The organism is Microcoleus sp. Pol12B4 (assembly GCF_036701385.1).
In the GTDB taxonomy this organism is placed as follows: domain Bacteria; phylum Cyanobacteriota; class Cyanobacteriia; order Cyanobacteriales; family Microcoleaceae; genus Microcoleus.
In genome coordinates, this window is the sequence record NZ_JAUBQR010000126.1 from 1 (window position 1) to 19,689 (window position 19,689).

The window sequence follows — 19,689 nt, forward strand, 5'->3', positions numbered from 1 at the left end:
CACAAAGAAAAACTCACATGGGGAAGCCACTTTCACCTATTAATGCAGCAGCGAGAACTCGGACTTCCCATTGAATTTATCATCCAACAAGACCCCGAACTGGGACGCTGTGTGGCAGCATTTATCAACGCCGCACCCGAGCTTTTCGCCCATTCAGAAAATAGCGATCGAATTTTCCGCCAAGCCGAACACCCTCGCACCCTAATTTTCCAAGACTACCTATTCACCGTTATCTATGACTTGCTAATAGCAGAACCAAACGTCGCCCAAATTCTCGACTGGAAAACCTATCCCCGTCCTCAAAAATCAAAATGGATAGCGGAAAGTTGGCAAACTCGCCTCTATTTATATGTTTTAGTAGAAACCAGCGACTATTTCCCCGAACAAGTTTCCATGACATACTGGTTTGTACAATTGCAAGGAGAAGAACCGCCACAAAAACTCACATTTTATTACAACCAAACAGAACACGATCGCACAAAAGAAGATTTAACCAACCTATTGCAGCAGCTAACCGAGTGGCGACAGCGCTATACCGAAGGTGGCGAATTCTTACCCCAAGTAGAAATTAGTTCCAATCTTTGCGATTCCTGTCAATTTGCCACTCGCTGCAACCGCACAACAGACTACACAGCTTCCTCATCCAATCTTTCCGCAGAAACTCCCACAGATTGGCTGCCAAATCTTGCTATCATTGAGGAAATGTCTATTTAATTCAAATCTTTTACTATGCCAACTATTAGTCCCCGGTGGGGGCGGGTTTATAGATATTGTGGATGTGAATGAAAGATTGTTGGTGAACCCGCCCCTACAGGAATTAATGAAATAACTTATGACAGAACTACTTCAAAATTTGCCAACTCAACCCCTATCCCAACCCCCAGCTTGGCTGATCCAAGCTGTCAGGAACCATGCACCAGAACTCCCCGGAAACTATGCCGCCGCACTTCTCTGGTATAGAGGAATTCAAAACCCCGAACAAATACCCGGTTTCTTAAATCCCCAACTTTACCAGCCAGCAAGTCCCTTTGAATTCGGACTAGAAATTAACTGGGCGGTAGAAAGAATCCAGCAAGCACGAAACAGCGCCGAAAAAGTCGCAGTTTGGGGAGACTTCGACGCCGACGGCATTACCTCAACCTCCGTACTTTGGGACGGACTGGGAGAATTTTTTGCTCAAAATGACCAACTAATTTATTACATTCCTAACCGCTTAACCGAATCTCACGGACTCAATATCACAGGAATAAACGCCTTAGCAAAATCGGGAATTAGCTTAATTATTACCTGCGACACCGGCAGTACAAACATCGCCGAAATCGAATACGCCACCAGCTTAAACATCGATACAATTGTCACCGACCATCATACATTACCTGACCATCGCCCGCCAGCTACAGCCATTATCAATCCCCGCTACTTTCCCCCAAACCACCAACTGTTTAACCTTTCAGGAGTTGGAGTAGCTTACAAATTAGTTGAAGCATTATATGACACATTACCGGATATTCCGCAGCGCCCGCTCACAGATTTATTAGAATTAGTAGCGATCGGCTTAATTGCCGATTTAGTCCAACTTACAGGAGACAGCCGCTACCTAGCACAAATCGGCATCCAACAACTGCAAAAACAAATCGCAAATCCCACCCGCCCAGGAGTTGCAAAATTGCTCGAACTGTGCAAAAGATCGGGCGATCGCCCAACCGACATTTCCTTCGGGCTCGGCCCCCGAATCAACGCCGTCAGCCGCATTCAAGGTGACGCCAGCTTCTGCGTAGAACTCCTCACCAGCCGCGACAAAAAACGCTGCGAAGAACTAGCAAACTTAACCGAAATTGCCAACTCCCGGCGCAAATCTTTACAAAAAGATGTTGCCAAAGATGCCGCCGCCAAATTAGCCAAACTCGACCTCTCAACTACTAGCGTCATCGTCCTCAGCGACCCTCAATGGCCCGTAGGAGTATTAGGATTAGTAGCGGGACAAATCGCCCAAGAATATGGCCGGCCCGTGATTTTATTCAGCACAGAAGGAAGCGAACAAATTAATGAAAATTCCCCGGAAACGCAATTTACATCCTTATTAGATTCAGAATCACCAACACTTTCCCCATCCAAAATTGCCAGGGGTTCCGCCCGTTCCGCCAATCAAATCGACCTTTACCAATTAGTCAAAGACCAAGCGCATTTATTGCACAGATTTGGCGGTCATCCCTTCGCCGCCGGATTAAGTCTCCCCGTTGAAAATATCCCTCTCTTTACCGATGCGGTAAATCAGCAACTGCGGCAACAGTACAGCACCGATAGTTTAACAGCCGCCCCCGTTCAAGCCGACCTAAAAATTACTGTCTCCGAATTAGGCAAAGACTTATTTCAAGAATTAAAATTGCTCGAACCTTGCGGCATGGGCAACCCCGCACCCAAGTTGCTGATTGAAAACTGCTGGTTTGACAATCTGTGGAATCAAAAAATTAAGGATTTGAAAGGGCAAAAAGTAGAATATATCAAAACAGAATTTACAATCCGGGATGAATCTAGCGATACGGGATTTCCCGGCATTTGGTGGGGACACAATCAAAACGAAGTTCCCCAAGGCCGCTGCGATGTTACGGTGGAACTCGATTTTAATACTTACAAATCGCGGTATGAAGTGCGCCTCGTAGCAGTGCGGGAACGCACGGAAGACAACCAAATAAATTCCCCGATTCAAATAGATTGGATTGTAGACTGGCGCAATAGAAATAACGATGAAGAGTTGTTAGCAGCCAGCACAAACTTAGAATCTCAAATGCCGATCGACAATCTAGTTTACAATTCCGAAAAGGTCGCTCGCGAAAACTCGATCGTCCTCAAAGAATGCCCCGCAAGCTGGGACGAACTGCGGATCTGGTTTCGGCAAGCACAGTACACTCAGAAAAAACTTGCGATCGCCTATACTTTACCTCCACTCGTACCCCCACAGCAAATCTGCCAACAGCTAATCGGCATCGCCAAATACCTCAGCCGCACCAAAAAACCCGTCACCAGACAGCAACTCCGCCAAAAACTCGGCATCAGCGACACATCGCTGCAACTAGGGTTCAAAACCCTAACATATCTCGGTTTCAAAATCAATTACCGCGATCGAGCTTTCCACATCACCAGACAACCCGAAACCGCACAGAAGGAAAACGCGCCCGATCAAATCCCCCAACCGTTATTAGATAGCCAATCCCTCCATTTCTCCGTGCCAAATTCCCCCATCGCCGCCCGTTTTGCAGCACAATTCCTAGCAGCAGTCTCCGAAGAACAATTCCGGCGGAAATATTTCTGTGAAGTACCCCTTTCCACCATTGTGTCGATAGCGCGAGAAACCGTTTTCCAAGAAGATTCTACAGCAAATTTTTTCTAGCTGATATCTGCCACCATTGTTAAGCATAGGCAGGATGCCAGTTCCACTCAGGAGATAAGTTTTTTTTGTGGGGCCCGCCCTCGCTACCGTCGGTGGGGCTGGCTTTTTGGCCTGTGAAGCGAGAGAGGTTTTTGTAGATGTGGCTTAACCTATTCCTGACATGGATGCAACATCTCAGTTCTAAGAAATATCTTACTTCTGAATTCATCCCGATAAAATAAGGCATAGGGCAATGGGAGTTATCCGTTGCGAGTCAGACCCAAAACTCATAACTCCTAACTCACAGGCCACAACCCAAAACTCCCCACCGCCAAACTCGATCGCCCATCTCCAATTTAAAACCCCTATGCTTCTCTGTCCTCGCTGCCAATTTGAAAATCCCAATCCAAACAAGTTTTGTCAACAGTGCGGAAATTCCCTAATTTACAAACCTTGCCACGAATGCGGTGCCCAAGTCGCTTTTAGCGCCAAAGAATGTCAAAATTGCGGCGTCACAACAGGTCAAGTGTGGCGGGCCATTATCTGCGGTCGATCGAATTTTCCAGCACTCGAGCCAGACGAGTCAACCCTACCTCCAGCCGAGTTTCCGCAAAAACCAGACATAATTCCACAAACTACATCGCCCCAAAACTCTGCTGAACCAATCACAGATGCCATTAAAACAGAAATCACCACCCCCCCCGAACCCCCAATAGCCGTCGAACCAACTTCTCCACAGCCAAGCGACGGCGAATTCAGCAGCAGAGAAATAAACCCTGTGGTAGCCGTGGGGGCGATCGTACCAGCATCCTTTCAAACAACAGAAAAAAGCTCTACTACAGCACCAGATCCCGAAATAACCGCATCTGAACAGAATTTTACAACCGCACCACAGCCTAAACAACTCCAAGAAGCAACCGAGAACCCCGACAGCCCAAACATCGCTGACACCTCCCCTCCGTCTCAAGAAGTCCCCATCCCCAATTCAGAATATTTAATACCTTCCCAGCCAGCCGGAGCTTATTTAGACACTCAGCAGCGCTACCAACTCCTAGAAACCGTGCCGCCGAGAAAACGCTCAGACACAGTAGCAGTAACAGTATTGGACTGTCAGCCGCTGGAAATGTCACCCCTCAAAGCCATGCTAGCAGCCAACTCTGCCAGCGTCGCCAGACGAACATCCCCCTATACCGCAGCAATCACAGGCAGAGAAAATTCAACCAACTCCGCCTTAGCAGAGCTTTGCCAAGGCATAGCTGAACCTTATCTGGCACTGCGCTGGCAATTCTCTCAAAACCTGCCAGTCATTCACGATAGCTGGTCAGACAACGAACAAGCAGTCCTGCTGCTAGAAGACTGCTCCCAATGGCCGCTGCTGGTAGAACGCTGGAGTCAACCCGAAACTTCCACCCAGCAAATTTTATACTGGCTGCACGAAATGACAGAACTGTGGGCTGCCCTAGAGCCCTGGCGCTGTCGGCAAAGCTTGTTGGAACTGACAAATTTGCGAGTCAACCCCGACTCTTCCTTTTCCTTGGCTTCTTTGCGGCTGCAATACCTCTATCCCGAACCCGCCGGCTCAAACCTGCAATTGGTAGATTTGGGGCAACTGTGGCAGGTGATATTTAGCCAGTCCGATCATCATCGCACTCAGTTTGGCGCCTTGCTCGAACTGCTGCAACAAATGTACAGAGGCGAGATTAACACAATTGAAGAATTGCGATCGCGCCTAGAAACAGTTCCCCTCGAACTCCAACCCGCACCTTCACCAAGCTCAACCCCGACGCGCCGACCTTTCCGCGGCCCCGACGAGTCGCCCCCCGACGTTGGCGAGGTCTTAACCCAGCCCATGCCACTCCAGATTTACAGCTTAGAAGACGCAGGCCTCACCGATGTTGGCCGCACGCGCGACCACAACGAAGACTTCTTCAGCATCTGGACTCAGCTCAACAAAATCGAAAGCTCCTACGGTCGCATTTTTCAAACCAAAGGGCTTTACATTCTCTGCGACGGCATGGGCGGACACGACAGCGGAGAAGTAGCCAGTCAACTAGCCGCTGAAACTCTCAGAGAATTCTTTCAAACCAGTTGGGAAAATCAACTACCTCCGGCAGACACCATCCGCGAGGGAGTCCTGCTAGCCAACAAAGCCATCTTTGAAATAAATCAAAAGGACGGACGCTCCGGCAGCGCCCGCATGGGTACAACTCTAGTCGCAGTCTTAGTTCAAGACACCCAATTCGCCGTTGCCCACGTCGGCGACAGCCGCCTCTACCGACTGAGAAAAGGACAAACCCTAGAAAAAATCACCTCCGACCACGAAGTAGGCCAGCGCGAAATAAAGCGCGGGATTGACCCGGAAACTGCTTATGCCCGTCCCGACGCCTATCAACTAACTCAAGCCATCGGCCCGCGAGACAGTAATTTTCTCAAGCCTGACGTGCAGTTTTTAGACTTGTGCGAAGACACCTTATTAATTTTGGCTTCCGACGGCCTGACAGATAATGATTTTTTGGAGACTCACTGGCAGAGCACTCTTGAACCCCTGTTCAATCCCCAAGCCAATCTCGACGAGGGAGTTGCCCAGTTGATTGAACAGGGCAACAAACGCAACGGTCACGACAATATCACGGCAATTATCATTCGAGCGCAGGTAGGCGCATTTCGATTTTAGAATTTGGATGCTGCCAGCTTTTTCAAAGGTGGCGCTTTTCCTCCGTGACTGCCTGGGTTAAACCTGCAATTGTTGCAGAGAAAGGAAACAGCTTCTGTCGTTTCCGGGCAAGGTTTTACTGCTCGCTCTGTTTCGAGGTATCCGGTGGTGAAACAACTTCTGTTTGAGTGTTCAAAAAGTGATTACAGACCCCTACTATTCCAGAAAATCTGTGGAGTACCAACCATTTATCCGTAGCTTTAATTTTGAGACTCTGTTCAGGTAATCTACCGGAAAAAGTTCCTTGAGAGTAAGTGGATTTATCCTATTTGAAAGAGCTTTCACTTACAAAAAGAGTTAGTGTAATGAAAAAAAATCAACTAAAATGAAGTGAGTCTGCCGGCTAGCTAATGTCAAATCTGTTTTATACTCGATCGCTATCGGGGCAAGGTGGGCATAGGTGGGAAGTGTCCGCCCTACTATATGGGGGGCTGACATCGCAATCTGCTGCTACATCAAATTTACGTAAAAGTTTAGCAATTGTTTACCTAGTTTTTGTTGTTGCAATTGTTAAATCGATCGACTGTGTTTTAAGGAGCGATAGACCCCTCACAAATTTTATGAATAATTGTTCCCAAAAAACTATTTATAAATTCATGGTTTATGGAATATTTAATCACAATCAGGATATTATCAAGGTTTAGTGAAACTCACCTGTGAAGCTCATAATTAATTTTTAATTTCTAATTTTTAAAAGCCCTACGCCCCTCATCTGTAAATTTCCGCCAACTCTCACTGCCACATCAGGGAGTTCAACCACATCAATCGAAAATGCTGCTGACTCTTTTAGATCCCGACAAACAGACCCCCCTGCAACAGTGGAGTTTCGAGAGCGAATCCATTATTCGCATCGGTCGCTCTCCTGAAAATCACGTTGTGATCCCCAATGCTCTAGTATCACGGCAGCATCTGGAATTGCAAAGAGTTAATAGCGGGAAGTCCAGCCAGTGGTACTTAGTCAATTCCGGGACAAATGGCACTTTGGTGAACGGTATTCTCATGTCTCAGGGTTGGATATCCGACGGTGCCCTGATCCAGTTGGCACGGGGCGGCCCCATTCTGCATTTCCAAGTTATTAATATTGAACTTGGCGGCAAAATTGAGGCGAACCCCAACGTCAATCTCGTGGCACCGAGGTGTACCCACGCGGGAAACCCGCCGGGGAATTTATTCTGCATCCACTGCGGCGAACCGATTAAAGTCGATCGCACGGTGCGCCACTACCAAGTGCTGCGAACTTTGGGTCAAGGCGGTATGGGGACAACGACTTTAGCCTGGGATCGAGATAAAGCGAAAGCTCAACAACCCGGAAGTTCTCCTGCAGCTTCTCTGGTAGTCCTCAAGGAAATGAATGCTGATATGGCTCAAATCGCCAAAGCTCAAGAACTGTTTGAACGTGAAGCTAAAACTCTCAAGGCCCTCCACCATCCGGGAATTCCTCAGTTTTTTGACTTTTTTGTAGAAGGGGGGAAAAAATACTTGGTGATGGAAATGCTCCACGGCGAGGATTTAGAAAAACGCATCTACAACCGCGGGCCTGTTGCTCCCCAACAAGCAATAGAGTGGATGATCCAAACCTGTGAGGTTTTGGACTACATTCACTCTCAAAAACCCCCGATCGTCCACCGGGATATTAAACCTGCTAATTTGCTGGTGCGCCACCGCGACAATTGCATTACAGTGCTGGATTTTGGCGCCGTTAAAGAAATCGGCACTCCTCCGGGCACTCGCATCGGCGTTGAAGGCTACACCGCACCAGAACAAGACCGGGGACAGCCTCTCCCTCAGTCGGATTTATATGCTATTGGACCTACTTTAATTTTTTTGCTGACGGCCCAAAGCCCTCAAAACTTTTACGGCAAAATAGCTGGAGGTTACGGGTTTAAGCTCGAAAATATTCCGACCATCGCCCCCAAGCTGCGGGAAACCATTTTGCGAACCACGGCAGCTAAGCCTGGGGCTCGCTTTCAAACTGCTCAACAATTAGCTCGAGCTTTAGCAGCTTCCCTTTAACAAAAGTCAGAAGTCAAAACTCAAAAGCCAAAAGTCAAAATTTATTAGGAAGAGAGAAGAGGGAAGAATTTAGCAACGGAAATTTATGAAAGAAAATTTACCCGATCGCCTCGAAATTTCTCTTCGACACCCAATTCCTCCGTCTCCTCTGTTATTCCTCGTCCCAAGCTTCTACAGCTATCAACTCGCTCACGGGGTCTTGCATAGAAAAATCAAACTCTAGCAATTGCTGTTTCCAGTACGGCCATTCGTCGCCGTAAAGCAGAGCAATTTTCCAAATGCTGTCTGTCGGTTTGATAATGTCAGACGTGACGAGAGAATGCACCTGACGCTGGAACTTAACCATCGGCTGTATAACCTGCTGGCTCATAATACCTCTTGAATTGTTTAAATCTTGTGTAATTACCACTTCCCAGCTCTCACTTTTTACCGCAGTTTCGCCAAGAACAGTCTCGCCAAGATACGTGTAGATTTTTGTCGGGAAGCTACATATTCAACTTGTATCTTAACAGAGTTCGTTTTGACAAGGGCCTATAAGCAGGACTGAAGAGTCAAGACCGACTTCAAAGAATTAATCATCTTTAAAATGTCCCGCTATATGCTGTCGATCGACAGTGGGAGGTTTGCCGCCTCGATTGTTTCCACATAGTGGTAGATGCAAGGGCTGCGTTCGGCTTGTTCTTGACAAGGCTGAGTTTGCGTAGGAGAAACTGCAACTACTGCGCTTTCGCTGCTACAGCGTAATTTCCGCTTTCCTGCGGGTAAACCACACTTGTTTCACCTTCGACGCTGGGTTCGCTGTGAGAGTGGGGTCTGAGCTACATAAACTGATTATAACTCTACTCACCGCAAGCGATCAAAAATTGTTGGATACTGTTAATCGCCACCCCTAAATGTCGATCGAACATTCAAAGGCCACAGCAGAGCGGGCGTACAAGCAAGTTCCCAACCCATCGTCCGTCCTCATTGAGTCAATCTAAAATCTAAAATCTAAAATCTAAAATCTAAAATTGTATGACTTGGACAAGGCGACACATTCTCACTCTGGCTGATTTTACCTCGGACGAATACGATACGGTGCTGCAAACTGCAGCCAGTTTTCGGGAGGTGCTCGGCCGCCGCACGAAGAAAGTGCCAGCCCTGCAGGGTCAAGTGGTCGCGAATTTGTTTTTTGAACCTTCTACCCGGACTCGCAATAGTTTTGAGTTGGCGGCGAAGCGGCTGTCGGCGGATACGCTAAATTTTACGCCGGGAAGTTCTTCTCTAACGAAGGGGGAGACTATTCTGGATACGGCTAAGACTTATCTGGCGATGGGAACAGATTTGATGGTAATCCGACACGAACAAGCTGGAGTTCCCAGCACGATTGCTTCGGAAATGGATCGCTTGGGATCGAGAGTCAGCGTTCTGAATGCTGGAGACGGCCAGCACGAACACCCATCGCAAGGTTTGCTAGACTTATTTACTATTTGTGCTCTGTTAGATACCGAACGTCCGCGGCTAGAACTTTTAGCGGGCAAAAAAATTGCTGTGGTGGGGGATATTTTGCATTCGCGGGTGGCCAGGTCTAATATTTGGAGTCTAACGGCTTCTGGGGCAGAGGTTCATTTGGCAGGGCCACCGACTTTGCTGCCACTGTTGTTTGCTGAGTGTGGCGATGGTAGGGAAGGCAAGTTATTTTTGCATTGGCAGCTTGAACCTGCTTTGGCTGATGCTGATTTTGTGATGACTTTGCGGCTGCAAAAGGAACGGATGAGCGACCATTTGCTGCCGAGTTTACGAGAGTACCATTCTTTGTACGGGATTACGCGCGATCGACTGAAACTCTGCAAGCCTGATGTAAAGGTGTTGCACCCTGGTCCGGTTAACCGCGGCGTGGAAATTAGTTCGGATTTGATGGACGATGCCCAGTTTAGCCTGATATCTCAGCAAGTTACCAGCGGCGTGGCGGTGCGGATGGCATTACTTTATTTAATCGGCGGCGGTAAAGTTTAGGCTGTTAGTTGTTAGTCATGAATTTCGGATATTCCATGATTTTCAAGATCGATCGCCTCTTTAAAATAATCGTTACCCGGTTTTGCCGGGTAACGATCAACACTCTTTCTAGAAATGTAAAGTGCTCTAGTTAAGAGTTAGGAAAGCCACGAGGCTTTCACCCAGCCGCCACCTTTGAGTTGGGCCCAGCCGTCTCTGTAACGACCGGTCAATTTCACATTGTCTCCATTGTATAACTTGCCGATGACATGAGAACAGCCATCGGGGCGGTGGCGGATATTCAGTCGGCCGCCGTTGGTTGCAACTTCAGCGTAGCTGTGACGGCTGTGATGGCTGCGATGGCCACAGCTTTTGTAGCAACTTGCTTGTGCTTCGCCACCGACACCCAGAACAGATAGAGCTACTGCCATACCTGCAACGCCTATCCATGCAGAATTAGGAATTTTCAAGCCCAGCTCGTCTAACGACTTGACTTGGAGTTCGGACTCTGGAGATTCATAAGCAACAAAAGAGTGGCTCAATGCTAGTGCTTCCATAGTTTCCTCGTAGTTGTTTTTAACATTTATTGGTGCAGACTCAGGTCGAAACCTCAATTAACAGCCCAAACTATTAACTTATGTTTCATAAAAGGCACATAAGGGCGTTACGGTTTTGCTTTTGCCTAGTATCCGCCAACTTGCCTCAACCCTGCACAGGTATATCATGTCATCTAAGTAGCTTTCCGGAACAAAAAAATAAATAAAGTTTACATCTGCTGTTAAAGATTTGCGCGACGAGGATTAAGTAGGAGGGCAGAATTAAACTTAACTGTGTCATTCAAAAGGGAAAAAAGTAATCGTTTGGGGGTTGAGATTGCTTGTACTGAGTTACGAATGACACTACTTATTGGGTGTATTTATTTATTGAGGTTGCTACAGCAATATCGGCAGTTAATTTTATCGAACAAGTATTTTGCTCGTCTTCAAGCACGGTATTAATTGGGTTTTGGTGAATCATATTGTAGCCGATCGCACTGGTGCAGCGATTCGCGGCGAGAACTCTAATCCCTTGCCCGTGCTACGAGATGGTCTAAAAATTAGCCTCCCTGTGTCCCGGACAAGAATGCAAGACAAATCCATCGCGACTTGATTTGTGTCAAGATCAATTAACTTATCCAGCACCACTTCTTTGGCAATGAACTCTAGCGCTGCACTTTCGATCGGCACAATTCCTCAACGCCATGAATCAGACAGCTTCGGCATTACCTTAGCGCCCTTGTCTATAGAGGAAATATACGCTTTGGCAGATGACCCCGCAAACGGAGCCGTGGTAATAATGAGCGGTACAGTCCGCAACCAAACTGACGGTCAAGCTGTAATTTCCCTAGAATATCAAGCCTACGAACCGATGGCGGTGCGAGTCTTCCAGCAAATCGCTACGGAAATCCGTCGCCAGTGGGTCGATGTCAATCGAGTCGCTATTCACCACCGCGTCGGACACTTGCAGGTGGGCGAAATCAGTGTACTGGTGGCTGTTGGCTGTCCCCATCGGGACTCGGCATTTGCAGCTTGCCAGTACGCCATAGATACGCTCAAACACAATGTACCGATTTGGAAAAAGGAACGTTGGGCTGACGGTTCTAGTAGTTGGGTTAGTATTGGAGCGTGCGAGGTTGTCGGGCATTAGTAAGCAGTCAGCAGTCATTGAGTGTCTGATGACTCAAGCCGATGGCAGTTTCCGAGTGCGGGAACCAATCGGGATCTGCTAGCGTCAAAAAGTGTGGAATGTTCGATGAGCCAATTCCACCGATGAGCGACTTTATTTCCGTGTCCTGGTCTGCGGTTGTGGCGACCGTTCAAAGAGTGCAATTGCCAGCCGAAAAACTCTCTAATTATGACTTGGTGTTGCGTTGTCAGGAAGGAAATCGACCTGAAAGCACTGCCTTTTCAGAACTGTTGAAGCGGTATCAATCCCACGTAGACAGGGTACTCTATCACTTGGCCCCTGACTGGCAAGACCGAGCAGACTTGGCTCAGGAAGTGTGGATTCGGGTCTACCGCAATATTAACCGCTTGCAAGAGCCTGTTAAATTTCGGGGCTGGCTGAGCCGCATCGCCACTAATTTGTTTTACGATGAGTTGCGGAAGCGCAAACGGGTGCGAACTCCGCTGTCGCTGGACGTACCCCGTGCTCTGGAAGATGGCGAGGTTGATTGGGAAATTCCGGCCGACAGTCCGGGGCCTGATGAAGATTTGACGACTAGAGAATTTTACGACCAGTTGCGGGTGGCGATCGCAGATTTGCCTGAAGTATTCCGCACGACAATTGTTTTAAGAGAAATTGAAGGTTTAGCCTATGAGGAAATAGCCGAAATGACCGGAGTTTCTCTGGGAACTGTCAAGTCGAGAATTGCTAGAGCTCGCCAAAGATTGCAGTTGGAATTGCAAAAATATCTCGATGGTAATTAGCAATAGTGCTTTTAGAGGTCGATCAAGAAGATTTGGTCATGTTTGCTGTCATATCAAAACTTCTCTTTTAAAATATAAATAAGCAGTAAATCAATCTAATAGCCAGGGCATCCTTCCCCAATAAAAGCAATTTTGAAATATGAATTATAACTTTGAATCGGATAAAAATCAGCATCAGCAAGGTATCGGGGATTCACTCGCTGAAAATCAAGCTAACAACAATTATCCCCAGGGAAATGTAACTACTATGATGCGCGATCGCTTTGAATTACTGAGTGCTTACCTCGATGGCGAAGTGACGGCTGCCGAACGTCGGGAAGTGGAGGAGTGGCTGACAAATGACCCCACTACGAAGCGTCTGTACTCGCGACTGCTGATGATGCAGCATAGTATTCAGGCAATGCCGGTGCCTGCTTCGGAACAATCTGCACAGGAGTTGGCGGCGAAGGTTTTGCAGCGGGTGGAACGCAAGCCGAAACGAACTTGGATTTTGGGTGGAGGTGCGATCGCAGCTTTGTTGATTGCGATGGTGTCTGGTGTCGGTGGCGGCCGCCAATGGTTTGCTCCCGAGTTTGCTCGATCTCCCATTCCTGCTGAATCTGACGGTTTGATGGTGGCTTTGAACGAGCCTCTGGTGGAGATTGTTAATCCCAACGATTTGATGCTTGGGGTGAATGCACCGATAATGGATATTCCCAAAGTTGGTGTAGCAAGACCTCAAAAGTCATTGCCAAAGGCGCAATAGGATTTCTATTTTGAGCATAAATGAAGTTGCTAAGCTCCCTAAAAAAGGGGGCTTTTGTGGTTTTTCCCAGTTTTTCAAAGTGGATATATCCTCTGACACTTTCCTGGCTTTGAATGACGTATTGTGGGGCATTGCATCTTGATATGAAAGTAGGTAGCGATTGGAATTAGAGCGGGCGATCGCACTTGTCACCGATTTTTGGCAGATTTGCGATCGGCAACAGCAATGTCTCCTCAATTTCCTGCCGCACAGCAGGAGATACATTACAACCGCTATTAAGGCAATCTACCAGCAATTTATTAGCATCGTAATACTTACTCAGCAATGACTTCTGCTGTTCGCTAAATTGCCAATCGTGACCTATATTGCGATATTTAATCATCACATTTCTTAATTGCTGAGTCCAATCTTGACCTTTAGCTTTCCACCACTCGCGCTCCATTTTCCACCACGCCTGCATTTTGTAGGTATATGTTGAATCATATAGTTGTTTTTTGAGTTGTTGTAGCGATAGCTTCAATTCAGGTTCCAAATTCAAATTCATAGTAAAGACGAGGATAGAGATCAGATTGCGAGCTGACGCAGCAGCATAAACATAGGAAATATTAAGGTCAAGTGCATAGAGCATTCCAAGATCAAGAAGAATATCAATAGTCAAATCCGAATCGCGTTCATCGTCAGAAGAAGAAGTATTGTCAGAAAAAGAAGAAGAAGTAAAGTCAAATAAAAAAAGTCTCAGAGGTGGTCTAAAGGTATGGTCAATGGCATAACCAAGGCTATGGACCAAACTTATGTCAACCTCCAAGTGAGGACTACGGTTACTAACGCGCTCTACCTCTCTACCCATATAAAAAGCGCGGATAGCTGATCGTTTATAGGGCTCATTAACGGAAATAGATTTATTTCTTATCCACATTAGAAACTGCTGTAACTGCTCATCGTCCGCGACGAGTGCATCAACTTGCTGTTTCATTAACAGCAATAAGTTATCAGCTTTTCGCAAAATCCCAACCGCGAGTAAAAAGACTTCTCGCCAACGCTTCTCGCTCAGGTGGCTGACCAGTTTTTCCAAAGCTTGTGGCTCGGAATTGTTAACTATTTCTCTAACCATGAAATACTCTTGAAATGTTAGATGAGAAAACGAATAAATTCCTCTTGCCCTCTCCACTAATAAGCCATGTTGTGCCTCGATCGCCTTCAGGACAACCTCACTATCCATTTCTAACTGAACGTGGTCATTTGTGGCATCGGGTAAGTTAGCCAGATAGTCGGCAATCACTTGTTGGATTTGATTTTTTTCAAAAAAGTAATCCCCCCGCTCAAAAGTAATAGCTGCCACAAAAGCAAGTAAATGTTTCTTGCGGCACAAATTCAAATCTCGATAAACTTCATCCCGTTGAATGCCTCTAGTTTCATCCCATTTTCTGAGCATAAGTTCCAGTCCTTCCTCATACAACTTGGCTCGGTTGGATGGGAAATCTGCTTTGGCTTGGAATACTAAACAAGTCAGATTAAGCAAAATTGGCGTTACTGCAAGTTCTCGAATTTGCTGATAGTTTTGCAGTGTCAGCGTCTCTACAAATTGAGAGGCTAAAGCTTTCCCTGCCTCCAGATTCTGGGAAAATGCTGCAAACCAATTTTTAGCAAAGGCAGCGCTTTGCTCGCAATTAAAATCCGCTACCTCAACACAGGTAAAGGCTTCGTCGTGAAATCTGTACTTAGAAGCGGCAATTCGACAGGTAATAATAAACTGATTGTTGTAATACTTTTGGACAAACTGACGAATCTGTCTGACGACTGCATCGCTATCTGATTCTGGCACTTCATCTAAGCCGTCTAATAGAATCAAACCTCTGCCTTGACTGAGTACAAATTCAGTTTGCGATCGCGCCTCAACTCCGCAACTGGCAAATTCGTCGCTGATATATTCTAATAAGTCAAGATTAGGGATTTCAGCAAAGGTTTTCAGAGGGATAAAAATCGGTATTTTGTTTGCTTCAAATTTTGCGCGATCGCACTGAATGGCGAGGTGTTTCAAAAAGGTAGTTTTACCGGAACCAGGTTTGCCGAGTACCATCAGTTTAGAGTGAGATTTCACCGCATCCAATCCTGGTACTCGTTTCTGGCGTACTTTACCTAAACCTAAGCGGTTAAAGTTATCCGCATCTGGGTTGAAGCCTCTGAGTAAATCGCTAATTTCTCCCGGCTGCCAACTGGTAATTTCCTCCAAAATGTTGACTTCAACGTAGAGCTTGCTGATATCAACGGGCTGTGCAATATCCAACAGTTGCATTTTGCTGTAAAGCTGTTGGATTTTGCTGTGGCATTTTTGCCGTATCTCTTCCACTACCGAATCAATAGGCTGTTGGCAAAAATCTCTAACCTCCCCAACCCTCCCTTGGTAAGAGGGGGCTACAGGAGGACGATCGACAATTTCTTCCCAATTCAACTGCAAAACCGTGCAAAAAGCCTTGAAAGCATTAGCTTTAATGGGTTCTCTTCCTCCTAAAAAGCGCCTCCAAGTTGGCAGCGACAGGCCATCGGCATAGGGCCCGGCCTCTGTCCAAGTTTGATCGGGTTCTAATTTTTGACTAGCTTCTACTAACCATTTGGGGTCTTCTATTGTCGAGCCCCTTTCTCTTCTAGCTTGCTTAATTTTTACTAATCCCTCCTCAGAGGCTTTGAGGGTCGTCATTATATAATTTACTTTTCTAATTGTCAATGTCAATTTTAGATCAGTTTAGCGATCGCAAACTGAGTTTGTCAAGACCCCAGCAACAAAGAGAAAATGATCCTGACAACAACTGCACGGCATACGGGAAAAGTCAGGCATAAATCATGCAAAATTAACCCTTCAGAATGCCACTCTATTGTGTCTCTAAAAATTCCCTATTAAATGATGAGAAAGGATAGCAAGATGAGCAATAATATCAATGAAATTCCATCCCGTGGCATCGGCATAAAACTTATTAGCAAAATTGCAGATAAGCTAAGCTATACACGCACTTGTGAGCATCGAAACTGTCTGTTAATTGTGAAAATTTTTCATCCAGGTATAAGACCAGCCCAGCAGAAAAATCAATCTGGTTATTTTGATCGGGTACTTAATTTTTTAAACAGGTTTAATTTGCCCGTAAAAAAAGGACCAAATCGCCACTTTTATCGGAGTTATAATCAGCCGATTAAAACTATTCACCTTCAACTAAATACTGACCTCAAGAGTGTTACACAAGTTTTATGGTGGGTCGAGCAGTTTTTTTTTTAGAGTATCTAACCATTCCCGAAGCAGTTTTGCAGCAGTGCAAACTTGCTACGATAGAAGGGTTTACCAATGCTGTTCGCCACGCTCACAAGAATCTGCCCTTCCAAACTCCTATCAACCTTGAAATAACCGTGTTTAACGAACGCCTAGAAGTCAAAATTTGGGATATGGGAGAGCCTTTTGACCTCCAAGCTAAGTTGATTGAAGAATTGCCAGTTATTTGGAGCGAGCTGGGATTTATGCTTGACTAAAGCTGTACTGTAATTGCGAACTTTCAACTGACAAGAAAAATATTTTTTTTGGTGATGACTACTGATACTACTCCCAAGATTCTGGTGGTGGATGATGACGCTTCCATCCGCACTCTAGTTCATCGTTTTTTAACTCAGAAATATCAAGTAGATTCGGCAGCAGATGGCGAGACGGCTTTAGAATTGTTTGAGAAACTAAAGCCACTGCTAGTAGTCCTCGATTGGAATTTGCCGGATACTACAGGCTATCACCTCTGCCAGGAAATGCAGCGCCGTACTAATGTTTTTGTGATCATGCTAAGCAGCCGCACAGACGAAGCTGATAAACTTAAAGTCCTGTCCGCCGGTGCCGATGATTATATCTGTAAACCCTTTGGTTTGGCCGAGTTGGCAATTCGTATAGAAGTTGTGTTGAGACGGATGAGACCTGTGACTCCATCACGTATTGTATTCGATCAATTCGCGATCGATTCAGCGCGCCGGGAAGCAACACTCAACGATCGCATTATCAAGCTAACAGCCTTGGAATTTAATATCCTGTATTTTTTGGCAAGTCATTGCGGTCAATCTTGGAGTCGCCAACAGCTAATTGAAAAAATTTGGGGGTGGAACTGCAACGACACAGCAGAAGAGAACGTTGTTAGCGTACATATCGGTCAGATTCGCAAGAAAATGATTGAAGTTGATGCTACGGGGTCGCAGTTTATTAAAACTATTCGGGGTTACGGTTACAAGTTCGATCCGCCCGATCGCACTACAATGGCAATTTCCTAAGCTCATCGGCATTAACCACCTTATTTGGTGAAAAACCTATTTTCCCACCTGCCGTCGGGCAGCCAGATGCCTCCTAGAGAACGAACGCGATCGGGTAACATGAAGTAAGCCCAAGCCGTGGCTAAAGGTTTGAGGTGTCGATCGAAGATTTCGATTTCCTGTCGCTGATATTCGTTTTGTGTCGGTGCCCGCAGCGGATGATAGTCTTCCAATCGGTCTAAATCGTCCAAAATAGCCGAGTTTGCGAAACAGAGGAGAAAACCGCAGACTGTGCCATCTCCGGCGATCATCGCAGGATAGCCGATCGGCAGCGCAAAAAGTTGACCGCGGGCGATCGCGGGGCAAGCATCCACAACTTTTCCTGCGCAGTAGCGGAGGTAGTTGCACTCCCCCGGTTTGAGTGTGCCGTATACAAAGACTTTCATCGGGTAGGGCTTAACCGCTAGTTTTTGCTAACATAGATGGCTAAGCTAATAGTTTAAGCCTCGCGGGCGATCGCGACTGCAATCTTGATAAATTTTGTTGTTTACCCTTTCTTATAATTCATGACTCTAGCAGTTAGTTTTATTGCTTTTGGACTTGGGCCTTTGTACTTGAGCTCTTTTTTGCCGTCCCTGCCCCTGGACAGCTTGTTTTCGACTCAAGGGATTATGGTGATGCTGCTGGCAGCCTATGCGGGGGCGATGTGGATGTTTCTCACCAGTGCTCCGAAGGTACACACGGTGATGGTATCGGATCTCGGACAAGCGAGGGAGTTCTATGAAGGTATGCTAAACCTGCCAGTAGCAGAAGTGCCGCTGCACTACTACTACAATTACGAGCAAACTTTGGGGACAACTGGTATCGATCCGCTGTATTTGTCGCCGAATGTGGGGAGGGCAACGACCTCTCAAACGCTGGGGAGTCCCGAGGGTTTGTGGTATCAGTTGATGAAAAATACCCAACTGCACATTATTAGCGGCGCCGGTGTAGGGGAAAAAAATCGCCCGCGTCACGTTTGTTTCGATCGCGATTGTTTGGATCAGCTATTGATGAGGGTACAAACTCGCGGAATTAGTTATAAAATTCGCCGGGAAAAGCCGCTGAATTTTTTGGTCAAGGATTACGACGGTCGCGTGATTGAAATGGCTGAGGTTAGTAATTAAGCTGACAGGCAAAAAAATTTAGATATAAAAATCCGGTTTTTTGGAGAAACCGGATTTCTAAAGTTACAAGTTTGCCAGTCATTTTTGCTATGACTTCTTCGTCTCCGTTGCCAATTAACTAAATTTTTAATTTCTACCAAACATTGTTTAAAACCGAGAAATTGATTCAAGAGGTAAAGCAGATGGGACAGACAACATTAATCGATCATTTTAATCAAGATGGATATGTTAAGTTCCGGGGGTTTTTTTCAGAAGCCGAGATGAGAAAACTGATCGAGGATATTAAAGAAGCCGATCCGAAGCACATTGACAATAATCTGAATAAAGGAAGCTTAACTTTTCACAGTCAGCTATTCCAATACAGTGAAAAAATCCAAAACTTCATCTCTCAACCCCGCCTGGTGGAACTGCTTGCACAATTCATTGGTCCAAATTTCTGGGTGCGGTGGGATCAGGCAGTAGCCAAAGGACCGGGAGCAGAAACCTTTCCTTGGCATCAGGACAATGGCTACAGCAACCTTAAGGATAATCACTACCAACTGTGGATTGCACTTACCAGAATGACCCCCGAAAATGGTGGGCTGTGGTTACAACCGGGCAGTCACAAAAAACGGCTGCCGCACAAATTTGAAGGTAACTATGCTGTGTATGATGGAACTCCTGACAGTCCACTCTTCATTGAAGCAGAAGCAGGGGATCTTGTTCTGTTTTCCTCGCTGACACTTCACAGTACCACACCTAATGTTTCGCAGGAAACCCGCTGGGCTTATGTGATTGAATATATGTCCCTCAATCACGTCGATCCTTCTCTCAAACCACCCTATTTTGTGGTTGCCCGTAACGGTAAGTCCCAGCCAGAGTTTGTTAATCTTCATACAGGTTTCCTGAACCCCTGGAATCATTTGAAATACCTTGGTTATCGCTGGGATCTCAATCAACTGTTGCCAAGCAGGCTGAAACTACTTCTAAAGAAAGCA

Annotated in this window: 16 protein-coding genes; 12 read left to right on the top strand and 4 right to left on the bottom strand. The window is 46.3% G+C overall.

Annotated elements, in window-relative coordinates; translation table 11 throughout:
- The 4 genes from QUA38_RS17540 to QUA38_RS17555 all read left to right on the top strand — a co-directional run.
- Positions 1-714: PD-(D/E)XK nuclease family protein (locus tag QUA38_RS17540; protein ID WP_333163875.1), on the top strand; the 714-nt coding region annotated here is incomplete at its 5' end.
- A gap of 118 nt (positions 715-832) precedes the next feature.
- A complete protein-coding gene (locus tag QUA38_RS17545) occupies positions 833-3,388 on the top strand; it encodes a DHH family phosphoesterase (RefSeq protein WP_333163877.1) in 2,556 nt (851 codons plus the stop codon).
- Between the two features lie 346 nt (positions 3,389-3,734).
- Positions 3,735-6,041 carry a serine/threonine phosphatase gene (locus tag QUA38_RS17550; RefSeq protein ID WP_333163878.1) on the top strand — a complete coding sequence of 769 codons (2,307 nt, stop codon included), beginning with the start codon at positions 3,735-3,737 and terminating at the stop codon, positions 6,039-6,041.
- A gap of 810 nt (positions 6,042-6,851) precedes the next feature.
- The gene (locus tag QUA38_RS17555) at positions 6,852-8,093 is read left to right on the top strand and encodes a protein kinase domain-containing protein (protein WP_333163880.1); all 1,242 of its coding nucleotides are present in this window, start codon (positions 6,852-6,854) and stop codon (positions 8,091-8,093) included.
- 151 nt (positions 8,094-8,244) lie between these two features.
- Here the strand turns inward: QUA38_RS17555 and QUA38_RS17560 are convergent, their stop codons facing one another.
- Positions 8,245-8,463, bottom strand: a complete 219-nt coding sequence (locus QUA38_RS17560) for a DUF4327 family protein (protein ID WP_006631282.1) — start codon at positions 8,461-8,463, stop codon at positions 8,245-8,247.
- A gap of 644 nt (positions 8,464-9,107) precedes the next feature.
- On the opposite strand from QUA38_RS17560, the gene QUA38_RS17565 reads away from it, so the two are divergent.
- Positions 9,108-10,088, top strand: coding sequence for an aspartate carbamoyltransferase catalytic subunit (locus tag QUA38_RS17565; RefSeq protein WP_333037021.1), 981 nt, complete (start codon positions 9,108-9,110; stop codon positions 10,086-10,088).
- A 137-nt stretch (positions 10,089-10,225) separates the two neighbouring features.
- Here the strand turns inward: QUA38_RS17565 and QUA38_RS17570 are convergent, their stop codons facing one another.
- Positions 10,226-10,624, bottom strand: coding sequence for an SH3 domain-containing protein (locus QUA38_RS17570; RefSeq protein ID WP_333163882.1), 399 nt, complete (start codon positions 10,622-10,624; stop codon positions 10,226-10,228).
- Between the two features lie 637 nt (positions 10,625-11,261).
- Between QUA38_RS17570 and QUA38_RS17575 the strand changes: the two genes are divergently transcribed.
- The 3 genes from QUA38_RS17575 to QUA38_RS17585 all read left to right on the top strand — a co-directional run bounded on the left by QUA38_RS17575 (position 11,262) and on the right by QUA38_RS17585 (position 13,280).
- Positions 11,262-11,753, top strand: a complete 492-nt coding sequence (locus tag QUA38_RS17575) for a molybdenum cofactor biosynthesis protein MoaE (RefSeq protein ID WP_333163898.1) — start codon at positions 11,262-11,264, stop codon at positions 11,751-11,753.
- A gap of 122 nt (positions 11,754-11,875) precedes the next feature.
- Positions 11,876-12,535, top strand: a complete 660-nt coding sequence (locus tag QUA38_RS17580; RefSeq protein WP_006631278.1) for a sigma-70 family RNA polymerase sigma factor — start codon at positions 11,876-11,878, stop codon at positions 12,533-12,535.
- A 139-nt stretch (positions 12,536-12,674) separates the two neighbouring features.
- Entirely contained in the window at positions 12,675-13,280 is a 606-nt protein-coding gene (locus QUA38_RS17585) for a zf-HC2 domain-containing protein (RefSeq protein ID WP_333163885.1), read from the top strand.
- A gap of 166 nt (positions 13,281-13,446) precedes the next feature.
- Here QUA38_RS17585 and QUA38_RS17590 read toward each other — a convergent pair whose 3' ends face one another.
- Positions 13,447-15,975 (bottom strand): NACHT domain-containing NTPase, encoded by a 2,529-nt coding sequence (locus QUA38_RS17590; protein ID WP_333163886.1) that lies wholly within the window; start codon positions 15,973-15,975, stop codon positions 13,447-13,449.
- A 542-nt stretch (positions 15,976-16,517) separates the two neighbouring features.
- On the opposite strand from QUA38_RS17590, the gene QUA38_RS17595 reads away from it, so the two are divergent.
- Both QUA38_RS17595 and QUA38_RS17600 read left to right on the top strand, forming a co-directional pair.
- Positions 16,518-16,793 carry an ATP-binding protein gene (locus QUA38_RS17595; RefSeq protein WP_333163888.1) on the top strand — a complete coding sequence of 92 codons (276 nt, stop codon included), beginning with the start codon at positions 16,518-16,520 and terminating at the stop codon, positions 16,791-16,793.
- A gap of 54 nt (positions 16,794-16,847) precedes the next feature.
- A complete protein-coding gene (locus QUA38_RS17600; RefSeq protein WP_333163890.1) occupies positions 16,848-17,567 on the top strand; it encodes a response regulator transcription factor in 720 nt (239 codons plus the stop codon).
- Positions 17,568-17,587: 20 nt separating this feature from the next.
- Here QUA38_RS17600 and QUA38_RS17605 read toward each other — a convergent pair whose 3' ends face one another.
- Positions 17,588-17,992 carry a gamma-glutamylcyclotransferase gene (locus tag QUA38_RS17605; protein WP_333163892.1) on the bottom strand — a complete coding sequence of 135 codons (405 nt, stop codon included), beginning with the start codon at positions 17,990-17,992 and terminating at the stop codon, positions 17,588-17,590.
- 120 nt (positions 17,993-18,112) lie between these two features.
- Here QUA38_RS17605 and QUA38_RS17610 point away from each other — a divergent pair, with 120 nt between their 5' ends.
- Both QUA38_RS17610 and QUA38_RS17615 read left to right on the top strand, forming a co-directional pair.
- On the top strand, positions 18,113-18,712 hold the full coding sequence (locus QUA38_RS17610) for a glyoxalase-like domain protein (protein WP_333163894.1): 600 nt from the start codon (positions 18,113-18,115) through the stop codon (positions 18,710-18,712).
- A gap of 182 nt (positions 18,713-18,894) precedes the next feature.
- The coding region (locus tag QUA38_RS17615) for a phytanoyl-CoA dioxygenase family protein (protein ID WP_333163896.1) at positions 18,895-19,689 on the top strand (795 nt) is incomplete at its 3' end.

Coding starts and splice junctions, on each gene's coding strand:
- QUA38_RS17595 (WP_333163888.1), top strand. CDS start 16,518: ATGGTGGGTCGAGCAGTTTTTTTTTTAGAGTATCTAACCATTCCCGAA.
- QUA38_RS17585 (WP_333163885.1), top strand. CDS start 12,675: ATGAATTATAACTTTGAATCGGATAAAAATCAGCATCAGCAAGGTATC.
- QUA38_RS17560 (WP_006631282.1), bottom strand. CDS start 8,463: ATGAGCCAGCAGGTTATACAGCCGATGGTTAAGTTCCAGCGTCAGGTG.
- QUA38_RS17555 (WP_333163880.1), top strand. CDS start 6,852: ATGCTGCTGACTCTTTTAGATCCCGACAAACAGACCCCCCTGCAACAG.
- QUA38_RS17590 (WP_333163886.1), bottom strand. CDS start 15,975: ATGACGACCCTCAAAGCCTCTGAGGAGGGATTAGTAAAAATTAAGCAA.
- QUA38_RS17580 (WP_006631278.1), top strand. CDS start 11,876: ATGAGCGACTTTATTTCCGTGTCCTGGTCTGCGGTTGTGGCGACCGTT.
- QUA38_RS17545 (WP_333163877.1), top strand. CDS start 833: ATGACAGAACTACTTCAAAATTTGCCAACTCAACCCCTATCCCAACCC.
- QUA38_RS17600 (WP_333163890.1), top strand. CDS start 16,848: ATGACTACTGATACTACTCCCAAGATTCTGGTGGTGGATGATGACGCT.
- QUA38_RS17575 (WP_333163898.1), top strand. CDS start 11,262: ATGAACTCTAGCGCTGCACTTTCGATCGGCACAATTCCTCAACGCCAT.
- QUA38_RS17565 (WP_333037021.1), top strand. CDS start 9,108: ATGACTTGGACAAGGCGACACATTCTCACTCTGGCTGATTTTACCTCG.
- QUA38_RS17570 (WP_333163882.1), bottom strand. CDS start 10,624: ATGGAAGCACTAGCATTGAGCCACTCTTTTGTTGCTTATGAATCTCCA.
- QUA38_RS17610 (WP_333163894.1), top strand. CDS start 18,113: ATGACTCTAGCAGTTAGTTTTATTGCTTTTGGACTTGGGCCTTTGTAC.
- QUA38_RS17605 (WP_333163892.1), bottom strand. CDS start 17,992: ATGAAAGTCTTTGTATACGGCACACTCAAACCGGGGGAGTGCAACTAC.
- QUA38_RS17550 (WP_333163878.1), top strand. CDS start 3,735: ATGCTTCTCTGTCCTCGCTGCCAATTTGAAAATCCCAATCCAAACAAG.